The sequence below is a fragment of the Flavobacterium sp. UBA4854 genome (assembly GCF_002399805.1).
Lineage (GTDB): Bacteria > Bacteroidota > Bacteroidia > Flavobacteriales > Flavobacteriaceae > Flavobacterium > Flavobacterium ginsengisoli.
In genome coordinates, this window is sequence record NZ_DHEI01000011.1 from 17,314 (window position 1) to 32,010 (window position 14,697).

Annotated in this window: 10 protein-coding genes and 1 pseudogene; 4 read left to right on the forward strand and 7 right to left on the reverse strand. The window is 32.9% G+C overall.

Features of this window, described 5'->3' with window-relative positions; genetic code table 11:
- A pseudogene (locus B3J44_RS01050) lies at positions 1-456 on the forward strand (hypothetical protein); the annotation flags it as partial.
- 1,758 nt (positions 457-2,214) lie between these two features.
- Here the strand turns inward: B3J44_RS01050 and B3J44_RS01055 are convergent.
- Positions 2,215-4,677: a metallophosphoesterase gene (locus B3J44_RS01055; protein ID WP_286965025.1), complete on the reverse strand. Its 2,463-nt coding sequence runs from the start codon at positions 4,675-4,677 to the stop codon at positions 2,215-2,217.
- 26 nt (positions 4,678-4,703) lie between these two features.
- Between B3J44_RS01055 and B3J44_RS01060 the strand changes: the two genes are divergently transcribed.
- Positions 4,704-5,879 (forward strand): Pycsar system effector family protein, encoded by a 1,176-nt coding sequence (locus B3J44_RS01060; RefSeq protein ID WP_286965028.1) that lies wholly within the window; start codon positions 4,704-4,706, stop codon positions 5,877-5,879.
- Positions 5,880-5,943: 64 nt separating this feature from the next.
- On the opposite strand, the gene B3J44_RS01065 is transcribed toward B3J44_RS01060, so the two are convergent.
- Complete coding sequence (locus B3J44_RS01065; RefSeq protein WP_286965029.1) at positions 5,944-8,313, reverse strand: GAF domain-containing protein; 2,370 nt, start codon at positions 8,311-8,313, stop codon at positions 5,944-5,946.
- A gap of 226 nt (positions 8,314-8,539) precedes the next feature.
- On the opposite strand from B3J44_RS01065, the gene B3J44_RS01070 reads away from it, so the two are divergent.
- Positions 8,540-9,292: a glucose 1-dehydrogenase gene (locus B3J44_RS01070; protein ID WP_286965030.1), complete on the forward strand. Its 753-nt coding sequence runs from the start codon at positions 8,540-8,542 to the stop codon at positions 9,290-9,292.
- Positions 9,293-9,363: 71 nt separating this feature from the next.
- The gene (locus B3J44_RS01075) at positions 9,364-9,945 is read left to right on the forward strand and encodes a TetR/AcrR family transcriptional regulator (RefSeq protein WP_286965032.1); all 582 of its coding nucleotides are present in this window, start codon (positions 9,364-9,366) and stop codon (positions 9,943-9,945) included.
- Positions 9,946-10,033: 88 nt separating this feature from the next.
- Here B3J44_RS01075 and B3J44_RS01080 read toward each other — a convergent pair whose 3' ends face one another.
- From B3J44_RS01080 to B3J44_RS01100, 5 genes are all read right to left on the reverse strand, one after another.
- Positions 10,034-11,092 (reverse strand): nucleoid-associated protein, encoded by a 1,059-nt coding sequence (locus tag B3J44_RS01080; protein ID WP_286965034.1) that lies wholly within the window; start codon positions 11,090-11,092, stop codon positions 10,034-10,036.
- A 44-nt stretch (positions 11,093-11,136) separates the two neighbouring features.
- Positions 11,137-11,496, reverse strand: a complete 360-nt coding sequence (locus B3J44_RS01085) for a four helix bundle protein (RefSeq protein ID WP_286965035.1) — start codon at positions 11,494-11,496, stop codon at positions 11,137-11,139.
- 95 nt (positions 11,497-11,591) lie between these two features.
- Entirely contained in the window at positions 11,592-12,134 is a 543-nt protein-coding gene (locus tag B3J44_RS01090; RefSeq protein WP_198856663.1) for an IS1096 element passenger TnpR family protein, read from the reverse strand.
- Positions 12,135-12,326: 192 nt separating this feature from the next.
- Complete coding sequence (locus tag B3J44_RS01095; protein WP_286965037.1) at positions 12,327-12,926, reverse strand: HPP family protein; 600 nt, start codon at positions 12,924-12,926, stop codon at positions 12,327-12,329.
- Positions 12,927-13,018: 92 nt separating this feature from the next.
- Positions 13,019-14,302, reverse strand: a complete 1,284-nt coding sequence (locus B3J44_RS01100) for a chloride channel protein (RefSeq protein ID WP_286965040.1) — start codon at positions 14,300-14,302, stop codon at positions 13,019-13,021.
- Between the last annotated feature and the right edge of the window lie 395 nt (positions 14,303-14,697).

The following is a 14,697-nucleotide window of genomic DNA, read 5'->3' on the forward strand; positions in this document are numbered from 1 at the left end:
TATCCAGAACAAAAAGAATTTCCTCCAAAGAAAAAAGAAATGTTCTATGATGTTGAAGGTTTTTTTGAACAAAACGGTTATTTCTATCTTTTTACCAAAAACAGAAGCAAAGGTTTTGACGGAACTGCTTTTATCTACAAAATAAAAAATGCCGCAGGAACTCAGAAAGCAGTAAAGATTGGAGAATTTAAAACATGCAACAATTATAATCATTGTGTGCTGACAAGTGCTTCAATTAGTCCAGACGGAAAAAAAGTAGCGTTATTAAGTCATGACAAAGTGCTTTTGTTTAAAGATTTTAAAGGCGATTTATTCCACACAGGAAAACAAACAGAATTAAATCTAAATCACTTTTCGCAAAAAGAAGCGATTGTTTTTAAAGATAATAACACTTTGTTAATCGCCGACGAAAAAACAAATAAAATAGGAGGCAAACTCTATGAATTTAGATTTTAAGATTCTGAGATGCTAACATACTAAGTCAAAAAAATTAGCCACGAATTACACTAATTTTCACGAATTATATTTAAATAAAAATTAGTGTAAATTAGTGTAATTCGTGGCTAAAAAAACTTTGTTACTTTGAGCCTTTGCAACTTTGAACCTACAGCTAGAAGCTGTACGCTGCTCCAAAAATCAATCTTCCAATTTCATCAGGAGATTTAAAATAAGAGATTCTCGCTGTAATAACATTTATGGCATTCAGCCAAAGTCCGCCGCCGTAATCTTGATGCCATTTTTTTGATTCTTCGCCATCAAGCCAGACTCTTCCGTAGTCGAAACCACCTAAAATTCCGTATGTAAAAGGAACAATCGTTTTACGTATTTTTCCAATACTTAAACGCAAATCAGAACTTTGAGAAAAATAAGAACTTCCTAAGAAACGCTCATTTCTATATCCGCGTAAATCTGTATCTCCGCCCAAAGAAGCGCCTTGATAAAACTCGTAATTATTGTTAAAAATAGCTTTTCCTTTAACGTAAGTGGCCAATATTAATTTTCCGTTATGATCAATTTTATGAGTAAATCCTAAGAAGCTTTCTAGAGTAGGGAAATTTTTCTTTGTGTCATCTAAATTAGCTGTCCAAGTCGCCGCAATCATAAAAGCCATTCCTAAAGTTGGTTTTGCCGCAAAATCTGAATTTTTAAACTGATATTTTACTTTTAAACTTCCATAATTCTGACTGTCAAATACATCTGGATTTACAATTCCAGGAATATTAATGTATCTGTTTTCGGTATCTTCAACTGTCATTCTCTGAAAAATTGGCTGAACACTAAACTCACTTCCATATCTTCCAACATGGCGAATGGCACCCGAAGCATTAAATTTTCTAATACGGACACGATTGTAATCCATTCCTAGATCATCATTATACTGAGACTCATTTCCATAACCAAAATAGTTCATGGCAAAATTTGGAGTCGTATACAATGATTCCACATCAATAACCCATTTTCCTAATAAACCTGGAAAATGTGCAGCATAATTAAACTCTAAACCGCCAGTAGCAAAATAGTAAAATGCATTAAAAATATGCTTTTGCGTGTACGGATTCTGTTTGAAATTATTTACCGTATAATTTACGTTGACTCCCATTTTTACGCCATCATCAGGATTATAACCAATGTTCGGAAGTCCCGCAATTACATTGTATTTTGGTTTTTCGTAGTTATATAAATTAACATCATAATCGTCTGTTAACTGTGTTTGTGTTTTAGAATCTAGATTATAAGTATTTTCTTTTGATTTGAAATCATAAACAATAACCTTTCTTCCGTTTTCAATATTGTAAGTATCATTGTTCTGGCCGCCAAGCAAACGGATTTTTATATTTGATTTCTCATTTCCTTTTACTTCAAAAACATCATTATCGTCTAGTCCATAAATCCAAAGATTTTTGGTTTTATCGTCGGTTACATTTTTGGTATAAAGCAATTCATCGCCTTCTTTNNCTGAAAACCTGAATTTCAATTCCTTTCCTAACATTATGATTTAAAACAAACTTGTCTTTTTTATCCGTTCCAGCTATCATAACCGTTCTATCTAATACATCAGAATACTCACGAGCATATTTTTGAAGATCTTTTTTTCTGCTTTTTAGTTTTGCTTTGATTTCATCAACCGTTTCGTCCTGAACTTCTTTTGGCATATTTTTGAAAGCCACATCAATATCTGCATCTGTCAAGTTTTCTTGAATGTATTTGGCTTGTTCAATCCATTCTTTTTCTCCAGCAGTTTTTAGAAATGCCAAATCCATTGGNNTAAAGCAATTCATCGCCTTCTTTTTTAATTCTGAAAACCTGAATTTCAATCCCCTTTTTTACATTATGATTCAAAACAAACTTATCTTTCTTGTCTGTTCCGGCAATCATCACGGTTCTGTTTAAAACATCAGAATATTCACGAGCGTACTTTTGAAGATCTTTTTTTCTCCTCTTTAATTTTGCTTTGATTTCATCAACTGTTCCATCCTGAACCTCTTTTGGCATGTTTTTGAAAGCCTCATCAATATCTGCATCAGTTAAATTTTCTTGAATATATTTGGCCTGTTCCACCCATTCTTTTTTTTCAGCAGTTCTTAGAAAAGCCAAATCCATTGGGTAAGGTTCTCTGCCAAGCCATTTCACATTGATCCTGTCACCTTTAAAAGATCGCATATGACGAAGTGGAGGCATGTTCATTAAAAGTGAAAGCAAAGCACCATCATATTTTACAAAAGCCTGATCACGATCTCTCGGAATTGGTCTATAAATTACTTTTCCATCTTCTTTATATTCAGCCCAACGCCATTGATCGCTATGTCTGTCCCAATCACCTATAAGAATGTCAAATAAACGAGCTTTTATATATTCTTTTTCATCAACCACATATTTTTCATCTTTATGAAGATTTAGCATCATATCGTCAGTTCCGATGATGTTGCTTGGTTTTCCGAAATTTTTTCCATCCAAATGATTATCAGCAGGTCTTTCTTCGACCATATATAATTGATCTCCAAAGCTTGCATTAAATTCTCCCAAACCATTTTGCTTCGGGATATAATATAAAATAGGATTCGTATGTCTTAAACCAATTTGATCAGACATTTCGCCAATAACAAAAGAAGCATAAGGATGAGAAGTAGTGTAAAAATCAAATAAGAAATCTTCGGCATATGTTTTCTCGAAATCATTTACCACGTATTGGTCTTTAAAAGCAACTGATTGTAAAAATACTGTTGCACTTTTTTTCATTGCGCGCATGACAAACTCACGCCCTTGAGGATCTGCCATTCTTAATGAAACTGATTGATGTCCGCCGCCTTCACGAATTGGTTTTAAACCTCCTTTTAATGTATCTACAGTTGCCGTTGTAGCTTCAATAGGAAGACTGTAATATTTTCTGTAATGCTGGCCAAATAAAAATCTGTGAAACGCACCTTTTTGAGTCATTTTTGGTGAATAAATCGAAGTAGTGACTTTTGCAGGAAAATTATTTGGAATATCTGAAGCCCAATTGATTTCTTTGGCTTTTATAATTTCACGCTCAAAAAGAAGTTTCTCTTTGTTGTTTTCATTTCCATAATAAGAAACTTTAGCATCGCCACTTTTATACATAGTTAATGTAGCATAACCATTTCCTCCATACGAAAAATCATAAGGACTGATGGCTCTTGCGGCTTCAGATTTTGATCCTGCACCGCTAATAATCTGTTGAATATTTTCTTTGCTTATGTATTGAAGGTTATGGTCGTGTCCAGAAACAACTATTACATTTTTCTGTTTTTGCAAAAGCGTTTTAATTCTTTTTGCATAAATAGTGTATTGTTTATTTTGAATGTCCTGCGGACTAACGCCAGATGTTTTTCGCAACAAATTGATGAATGAGCCAATTACAGGAAGAGGAATTTTTTGTTCTAAAGGGAATAATTGTTTTTCTAACGAAAATTGACCGCCATGTGTTCCATTGCTTAATAACGGATGGTGAATTGCTAAGACAACTGTTTTCTCTTGATTTTTGTTCAATTGACCTTCAAGTTCTTCAAAAAAGGCTTCTCTGGTTTTAATTTCGCAATTGTCATTTATAGTTGGATGATCGTTCCAATTTTCTAGAAACCACTCACTATCAACAACTATCAAAGCAGTAGTGCTATCAATTTTTACAGTTTCAATAGGGCATGATTTTCTCGGAAGAAAACTTTTTTTATCGTTTAAATATTTTGTAACAAAATCCGCCTGACGTTCCAAACCTTTAATGCCGCTATACCAATCATGATTTCCAGGAATTACAATTGTTTTTCCTTTAAAGTCTTTGGTTAATTTTAATTGATTAGTCAGTTTGGTTTCTGCTAAGGCTTTGTCTTCAGGATGTTTGTTGCCAGGAAAACCTTTCGGATAAATATTATCACCTAAAAAAAGAAGCGTCGATTTTTTGCTCGCTTTTTTTAACTTTTGATGCAAAAGCTCCAGTGTTTGCTGTGCTTGCTCTTCATCGGCATTTCCAGCATCTCCAACAAGAAAAAAAGTATGTGCAATTTGTATCGTATCTGTAGCGTTTTCTGTTTCAGTGGCACTAACATTTTTTCCGTATTGAGGTTTGCGCGTTGCGCAAGAATAAATGATGAATAGCGCCATAATTGCCAAAGAGTAATTTTTAATCTTAGCAATAAAATGATTATCCAAAAACAATTTCATAATTTAGTGGTATAAAAATATTCTTTATGAATCTAATAGAACAATCCGAAGATTTTGTCGGTAATTTACTCAAAGATAAACTTTCTAATTTATATTCTTACCATAATTTTAATCATACTTTTACTGTGGTTACTGCGGTAAAAGAACTTTGCAAAAAAGAAGATGTAGAAGGTGAGGATAAGGAAGCTCTTTTGGTTGCAGCATGGTTTCACGACACGGGATATATTGAAGGATATGAAAATCATGAAAAGAAAAGCACTGAAATAGCTGCCAACTTTTTGCGCGAAAAAGGAAAATCGGAAGAATTTATTGCTTTAGTTTCTAGTTTAATTCTGGCTACAGTTAAAGAATATGAACCTAAAACGCATTTAGAGAAAATTATACGCGATGCAGATTACGCTCATTTAATGGGAACTGAATATGCTACAACTTGCGAATTATTGCGTTTAGAATTAAAAAATGCTGGAATAGTTAGTTTCTCTAACGCAGAATGGACAAGAGAAAACTTAAATTTTTTATTGAATAAACATCGCTTTTATACCGATTATGCTTTAAGAAAATGGCAACCTCTGAAAGAAAAAAATCTATTAATGATTCAGAAAAAGATCAATAAACAAGAATTGAAAGCCGCTGCCGCACTAGAAGAAGATAAAAAGAAGGATAAAACCGAAAAACCAGATCGTGGAATCGATACTTTATTTCGTGTTACGCTTGGGAATCATACTCGTTTGAGCGGAATTGCAGATAGTAAAGCCAATATTTTATTGTCTGTAAATGCAATTATCATCTCGATTGCTTTATCGTCTATTATTCCAAAATTAGACAGTCCAAAAAATGCGCATTTAGTTGTGCCGACGTTTATTATGCTGATGTCGAGTGTGATCACAATTATTTTTGCCATTCTTTCTACACGTCCAAAAGTAACTTCTGGTTTTTTTACGAGAGATGATGTTGAAGCTAAAAAAGTGAATCTGATGTTTTTTGGAAATTTCTACAAAATGCCTTTAGAAGATTATGATTGGGCAATGAATGAAATGATGAAAGATCGAGATTATCTCTATTCAACTATGATTAAAGATTTGTATTATCTAGGATTGGTTTTACAGCGAAAATATAATTTACTCCGAATTGCCTATAACTTTTTTATGTTCGGAATTATCATAACGGTGATTGCGTTTGTGATTGCTTTTAAGTCTATTTAAAGCTAATTAACTTTGTCAAAGTTTTAAACTTTGACAAAGTTTTTCTAAAAAAAAGCTCAACTATTTAGTTGAGCTCATCTAATAAATCCTGATAAGTTATTTTCTTAATTCCTGGGTTAGAACTATTGTTGATTACTTTGACACGAATAGCTCTCAAACCAGAAACTCCCTGAAGATCTTCAACTTCAAATTGTTCAATAGAAGGTTCAAGAATTTTTTTGTGTTGCAGGTATTTAATGTATTTTAAATATTCTGCTTCTTCACTATTTTGAGAATACACAATTGTGATTTTCTCTTTCTCAGTAATTCTTTCGTTTGTTCCTTTAATATGCGATTTGTCAATTCGTTTTTTAACAACTTCATATCTTGCATTGTAAGTTCCATCTACATCAAAACGTTTTTCATCCATTCTGAAACGGATTGAAAGAGCAGAACTGAAAACCAAAATCAATGAAGTAACATCCAATTCATATGGTAATGAAGCTTTAAGCTCGTGATGTTCCAATTCCATTTCACACAATGTCTGCAATTGCCATAAACGAAGATTATGCAAATACATGATATCAAATGGTTTTGTTGGAGCAATTGAAGCTCCAATATACAAATTGTGTTCAACGCCATCCGTTTTAAAACGCTCATAATAGTGCGGATAAATCTGTTGCGCTTCAACTTGTTTTCTGTCTAAAACAGTAGCCAATCTTTTATTTATAATTGACATCGCATTGTCGAACTTTTTTCTTTCCTGATAAAACATTCCAGTTTTTTCATCCAGACTATCAAAGTACAATTGCTCTAACTTTTCAGACTTAGGATTGCTTTTAGTGTTTTTCAGTATCGGATGAATTTCTTCTTCAATATAACGCTGTATATGCTGTTCTGTATCAGCTTTTAGTGGATAATCCAATTCGTCTCGAAGCGATTCCAATTCAAATTTTCTTTGTTCCAAAAGAACTAGGTTTGAATTTTCTTCTTGATTATCAAAAATTTCCATAAGAGCTGTCAGTTGACTTTTTAAATCAATTTTTACCGTTTCATTACGATGCTCAGAAGAACCTTTAATATCAATTTGGCCATACAGCGGATATACATTTTTAAAGACAATTTCTTTAAAAATATAATCTTTGGTATGATTCATATTTTGAAAATAATTCTGAGATTCTCTTTTAAATTTCCAATATACACTTGGGTGAATCGTAGTATATTCACGCTGAATAATCGCTTCAATCTGATGTTGCATATCGGTATTAACACGATCAATCGTATCGGTTAAGTATGGCAGAACCAAATCTAGTTTTGTTGCATTTACACTATTGAGATCTCGTGTATTTTGAGAAACTAATTCTACAACTCCTAATAAATGCCCGTTTTTTATAACTGGTGCAAATATGCAGCTTTTGATACCTTGTGAAAGTAAATGCTCGCCAAGTTTTTTATTCGTCTGTTCTTCAGTGAATTTGCTCACATTAGATATTACAAAAGGTTCTTTATTGTCTAATAAATTTTCGAAAGAACATCCAAAAAAAGCATTTTTGCAATCTACTTCCTGATCAGAAGAAAGCAGAAAGCTCTTCATCTGATTTTCGTATTTTGCAGGTCGCATAAATTTCTCTTCTTCAGGATTATAGATAATAAATCCGACTTTTAAATTCGGAAGATTAAAAATCGACTGAAAAATATTAGAAACTTCCTGATCTGTGGCAACTGTTTTTGGACCAGGTTTTAGTAAACTGCTCTTCAATATAGAAATAGCACTTTCTGTTGTGGCATCAAATAAAGAAACAATACCGAAACCTCTTAAGACCCAGCTTCCTTTTGGAAACTTGGATTTCCATAGATTAATATCGTTGTAATTATCTAGTAGTTGATCAATATCTTCCTGAGTTAAAGGAACAGCGTTTTCAGTCGGAATAATCTCCATAAAATCAGCATTGTATAAAATACGATAATGCTTTTCAATACCATTTTCATCTGGAATGTCATAGAAAAATGGTTGATTGAAATCGATATGTTGCTTGTAATAACTGCTTAAAATTAAACAGCAGTTATTGATATAGAATTGATGTTCACTAAAATCACGAATTTCCATGTAAAATTCGTCTCCTGCATTTTTGAGGATTTTTTTAAAACGCTCTGTATAATTAAAGGAAATGTTTTGAAATGGAATCGTTACCGCTTTTATTTCGTTGTGCGTCAATGCAGTCGGAAATAAATCGGCTAGAATATTTTTAATTAAAGCTTCATTGTTTTTAATAATTGAATAATCCTGGATTCCAGTCCTAAGTTCCGGAATTAATTCAATTTGTTCTAAAATTGCTTTGGCATAATTTGATCTGTAATCAACATCTGACTGCGCAATTTCTTCAAAAGATTCAATTAGCTTGTGAAATGAAATTATTGTGGTAAAAGGACTTTCTTTGAAAAATTGAATATCCATCTGAGTTATTTTTTAATGCAAAATTAAGCATAAATTAAGAATCAGCCTCATTTTGCGATTTCTTTCGTTTATCATTCTATAGATAATTCCTTATTTGACGGGCGTTTCTATTCTAAGTTAAATATTTTAACATAAAATTAACTTTAACAATAACGGAACGATCGTTCCGTTATTATATCTTTGTATCATAATAATTGAATAATCAATAACTTAAAAAATAAATAAAATGAAAAATTTAGAAAACAAAGTAGCAATCGTGACAGGTGGAAACAGCGGAATTGGATATGCAGCCGCAGCAGATTTAGCCGCAAAAGGAGCAAAAGTAATTGTAACAGGAAGAAACAAAGAAGCTTTAGCGAAAGCCGAAGAAGAATTGAACGTTACAGGAATCGTAGCAGACCAATCTGACTTAAAATCAATTGATAGTTTAGTTGAAGAAGTAAAATCAAAATTTGGCAAAGTTGATATTTTATTCTTGAATGCTGGAATTGCAGCTTTTGCACCGCTAGATTCAGCTTCAGAAGATCATTATGACAGTATTATGAATGTCAACGTAAAAGGAGTGTATTTTACAGTTCAAAAAGTGTTGCCAATTTTAAATGATGGAGGTTCGATCATTTTTAATACTTCGATAAATGCTCATGTCGGAATGCCAAATTCTAGTGTTTACGCAGCAAGTAAAGCAGCAGTATTATCTTTAAACAAAGTATTTGCAACAGAATTAGCTCCAAGAAAAATTAGAGTAAATGCTGTTTCTCCAGGACCAGTAGAAACTCCATTGTATGGAAAATTAGGTTTGCAAAAAGAAGAAGTAGAAGGATTTGGAACTATTTTAGGAGAGAAAATTTTATTAAAACGTTTTGCTCAGTCTGCTGAAATTGCAAAAACAGTTTCGTTCTTAGCTTCAGATGATGCATCATTCATAACTGGAACTGAAATTGTAGTTGATGGTGGACTTACAGTAAATGCTGTAGTATAATTTTTTTGATTAATTCAGGAACGATTGTTCCGTATTTTTATATCTTTGTAAACGAATTTAATTTGAATGTCATGGCTAGAACGAAAGAATTTAATGAAGATCAGGCTTTGGATAAAGCAATCGAAATTTTTTGGCACAAAGGATATAACGGCACTTCTGCACAGGATTTGGTGACGCATTTAGGTTTAAGCCGTTCTAGTTTGTATGATACTTTTGGAGATAAGCAGCAATTGTTTACAAAATCTTTACAGCGTTATCAGCAACAAGCTCAAGATGCGGTCAAAGAACTTTTGGAAAAGTCTGAGAATGTCAAAGAAACTTTGTTGGCTATTTTTAAGCAAGCAGTGATCGAAAGTTTAGAAGATCGAATTACAAAAGGCTGTTTTATGGTTAATTCTTCTGTAGAACTAGCTATGCACGATGAAGAAATAGCCAAAATTGTAAAAAACAACAGCCAAACTATGGAAGAAGTTTTTACAAATGCTGTTAAAAAAGGGCAGGAGGTAGGACATATTTCCAAACAGCTTGATGCAAAAGTTTTGGCTAGATTTATCTTTAATAATTATTCCGGAATTCGAGTTTTGTCTCGCACGGGAGAAAGAAACAAACAAGTTTATGATGATATTGTAAAAGCCGTATTTTCGGTTTTGTAACATTAAAATTTAGACAATAAAAAACGGCAATTACAAATGTAACTGCCGTTTTCTGTATTAATAAGTAAGTAATAGAAAATGAAAACCCTTAGTTTTTCTCTTCTTTGTTGAAGTAAACTAAGTAGTAATACATTTGTTTTTCTTCATCCCAACCTTTCTCAACAAACTTTTCTGCACTTTCAGGATTAATAAAATCCATTTTAATCTGAATATGAGTATCCAAATTAATTACGTTTTTAATCGATTTTCTAGCGTCAGAAACTGCTGCGTTGGCGATTGGAAATGAGGTTACATCTTCGATGCTGTATTTTTCTCCTTTATCAACTTTATAGTTTTTAAATTCAGGGATCAAATCAGGGTTATCAATTACTTCATTCAAGAAATTCTGCTCTTCAAACTGATCATTTTTAGCGAAATAATTCACAGATCGGTTCATAAACATTACTTCCTCTTTCTTGTCTTCTGCTGGCAAAACCACGTCTTTTGCGAAGTTTTGACAGAATTTTAAATATTTTTTTGTGATGAAATTTTCATCTTCAAAAGCATCAACAGATAAAAAGTGCTCTAACCAGTAACGCGCATCGTAACGGTTGCTATCTACAGTTAAGATTTTGTATCCTTCGTCTTTTTTGTAGTTGAAAATTAAGCATCCTTTGTCTAGTTTACTCAAGTTGATTCCTTGCTGTAAAATCATTTCAAGGTTGCTTCCGTTTTCTTCAAATTGTAAAAAGTCTGCTTGTAATTCGCTTTTAAAAATACCGATTGCATCAACAACATTATTATCGATACTTAGATTTGTCAAATACGTTACATAAACCTCACCATTTTTAATGTGCGGGTGATTTGACTGCTCAAATAAATGCTTTGTAATGTTCTTAGAAACCTCATGAACATTTGACGGATTAGCGAAAATCTCAGTTGCATATTTAAACATGTCGTTGTAATCCAAGTCCACTTCGTGTGCAAACTGATAATAGTTTTCTTCTTTTTCTCTAAAAGGCTTAAAAAAGAATTCTTTTATCAAAGGAACGATCTCGTCATTTAAATTAAATGGCTGCTCCGATAAAAAAATTGCTTCGTTACGGCTTTTGTTTCCTACGCGGTGTATTGACAGCGTGTCGATGTGGGTGTTGAATAAGTTGATCATTTTTTTGAGTTGCTGAGATTCTAAGTTTCTAAGATACTAAGTTTTTATATGCTGTCTTTTAATTTTCTAATTAATGACGCTAACATTCTTTCGATCTCTCTACTGTCCTCATATAAAAGGTTAAATTCTTCTTCGTTTATATAAATTATATTTTTTGCAATTTCAAGTTGGGTCTGCATTTCAAATAAGGAGCCTAGAGAAATATATAAAAACCGTAAAAAATCTTTATTACTTTCTCTTCCAGATCCTTCTGCAATGTTACTTGGAATTGATACTGAACTTCGACGTATTTGTGAAGTTAATCCAAAAGTTTCTTCTTTTGGAAAAGTTCTGGTTACTTTATAAACTTTTGTAACTAAGGAAATTGATTTCTGCCAGACCAAAATCTTTCTAAAATGACTCATTAACCTATTTTTTAAATTAAATTTAAAAATAAGAAAATTCATTCAAAAATTAAAAACTCAGAATCTTAGAGTCTTAGCATCTTAGCAACTTAACGTTAGTTCCAATTCTCCTCAAATCCATAATCTTCGAAGCTATCGTCTCCTTCGAACATGTCAAGATCGTCTTCGTCTAGGTCGTCTTCAAATTCTCCGTAGATATCGTCGTGCATGTCATCGGCTTCGAAGTTTTTTTCGTGAGCTTCGTCTGGCATTTCACCGTGAGAGAATAAAGTTTCAGGGTAAGTTGCTCCTACAGTTTCATCTTCGACTGCAGCCAATTCGACTAAGAATGTCCACATACTAATGAAATCGTAAACGTAGATAATCTTTGTGTTTTCTTTGTCTAAGATACTAGATAACGGATAATCGTTCATGGTTCTTATTTCGCCAGGAACATCTCCCGTATCAAAAAGCGGAATTTCATCTTCCTGATTCCAAGTGTCATCACAAGTATAAAATGAAGCCACTTCTGATCCGTCAAAGCCAAAAGCATTGAAGATTGCATTGTGTAAATCCTCAAGTGTATCTTCCTCAAGAATAGCAATGTCTCTAAAAATATCTTCTTCGGCGTCTAGAATAACTCTAAATTTATAAACCATAATCTTTGTTTTTATTGAGAGGTCAAAGGTAAAATATAAAAAACGAAATACGAATCACGAATTACGATTTGTTGAAAAGATTTTAGAAAATTGATTTTCAATTGGTTTGTCTGGCTGAGCGGAGTCGAAGCCTTTTTCCAATAGGAATGCCCTTCGACTCCGCTCAGGGTGACAAAGGAGACCCGAAAACGTCTACTTTCTCGCCAGTCTTTTTCTAATTTTATGATAATGTTTATGATAAGTACTGTGGCTCGGGTAACTTCTGCTTGAAGTAATATTATTAAAAAACAAGGCAGTTGCAAATAAAATTAAAACACCAACAAGAACAGGAGAAATCACGTACATGTAACCTAAACCTTTTATTTGCGCTGAACCTGTAACTGCAATTAAAGCTGTTGCGCCTCCAGGCGGATGAAGTGTTTTTGTAATCTGCATGAAAATAATTGAAAGTGAAACAGCCAGCGGAGCCGAAATCCAGACAATATCTGGGACTAGTTTATTTACCGTAACACCGATAAAGGCAGAAATAAGATGACCTCCAATTAAATTTCTTGGCTGTGAAAACGGACTTTGTATAATTCCGTAAATCAAAACACTCGAAGCACCAAAAGAGCCAATTAAATACACAACATCGCTTCCTTTAAAGTGTGAAGATTCGAGATAGGCAAGAATCCCAATTCCGACAAACGAACCTAAAAAGGACCAAAAATGCTCTTTATAATCGATTAAAGTTTCTTTATAAAGAATGTAACGTGTTTTGCGGTAGCTTCTTTTTATTTTTTCAGTTGGCATTATTGTGGTATTATATTTTACTCGTTATGCTTTTAAATATACTTTGCTGTATATTGTTTTTTATTGCTTTGTAAATCTTGTAGATTACAGTTTTACTTAATTAAACTTGGAGAATAACTGTATACGGTGTACGGATAAATCATTTTTGCTGTGTATTTTGAAATCAGGCAAACAACCATGATTGGCAAAAACAAAGTATAATCGTTTGTTAAACCGCAAACCAGAAAAATAGCTGTAAAAGGCGCATGAATACTGGCGCTTAGAACAGCTGCCATTCCGATAATCATAAAGTTTACTGGAATTACATTTACATGAAAAAAGCTGTTTAAGATAGAAGCCAACAATAATCCTAAAAATGCTCCGATAAATAAACTTGGTGCGAAAACACCGCCGTCACCGCCAGAAGCCAATGTAATAGAAGTTACAATTGGTTTTAGAATTAAAATTCCGATAAAGGTAAAAGCTAAAGTTATCGTCAATTGAGTTTGATGCGCATTTCCGAAAATTCCCTTTATGGCATGATAACCTTCTCCGTATAATTGAGGGAAAAAGAATAATGAAAGACTTAAAACAGCAGATCCTAAAATGATTTTATAATAATGTGTGCCGATTTTACCAAATTGAGATTTGAAGAATAAAACACAACGTGTTAGATAAACAGAATTCATTCCGGCTAAAATTCCTAAAAGAATAAAATATGGAATCGCTTTTAAATGCCAAGTTGAAATAGAAACGGCAAATAATGGTTCTTCTTTTAAAATCGTTAGCAAACCAAATGCGATAGAAACGGCAATTAAATTTGAAATGATAAATGCTCGTGTAACTTTTCTTGAAATTACTTCGAAAGCAAATAGAATTCCCGCAATTGGACTGCTGAAAAGCGCTGTAACTCCAGCTGCAACTCCCGCGCAGATTAATTCTGTTTTGTATTGACGGAAAACATTTTCTTTTTCGTGTGCTACTGAACCAATCGTTGCAGTTGCAACAACTGTAGAAACTTCGATTCCAGTTGAACCTCCAAAAATAACAGTCAATAATCCGTTTATGAAGTGAGATGGAATTTTATAAGAAGGCAGATTTTTAGATTTTGATGCAGTGCTTTCAAAAACCTCTTTGATTCCTTTGTTTTCTTTTTTCTTAAAAAGATATTGTCTCAGAAAATAAATTACTGATAATCCAAAAACAGGGAAAACAATATAAAATATTGGATGAACCGAGACTTCGTGAAAGAAGATTTCTTCGTAATATTCGGTTATTTTTTTTAGTGAAATTCCGAGAAAGGCAGAAAGGAAGCCAATTAAGATAGAAACAATAACTAATTTTCGGAGTTTGATTAATTGATGATTTTTTTTGATTTGCGCCGTTTTGTTCATCATTATAAGTTTGAGAATCGCATTTTTTTTCTGCGGATTACAAAATTAAGTATCAAATTCGGTTTTTTCTAGGAAATATTCATTTTAGTGTGTTAAAATCGATATAAACAGGAAAATTCTTTCGATGCGTGGTTGTGCCACAAAGGCGCTAAGGCACAAAGGTTTTTATAAAACGGATGATTAAAGTCAAAGTTTGTCATTTCGAGGAACGAGAAATCACACTCGGGATTCGACAAAGATTGTCGACATGCTTTACGGAGTTTCTAGTGTGATTTCTCGTTCCTCGAAATGACAAAAATGAGAAAAAAACTTTGTGCCTTAGCGCCTTTGTGGCAAAAAACTTATCTCTCATAAAATTCAATCGGCAATAAATCAGGATCTGCGATAAAAGTGAAACG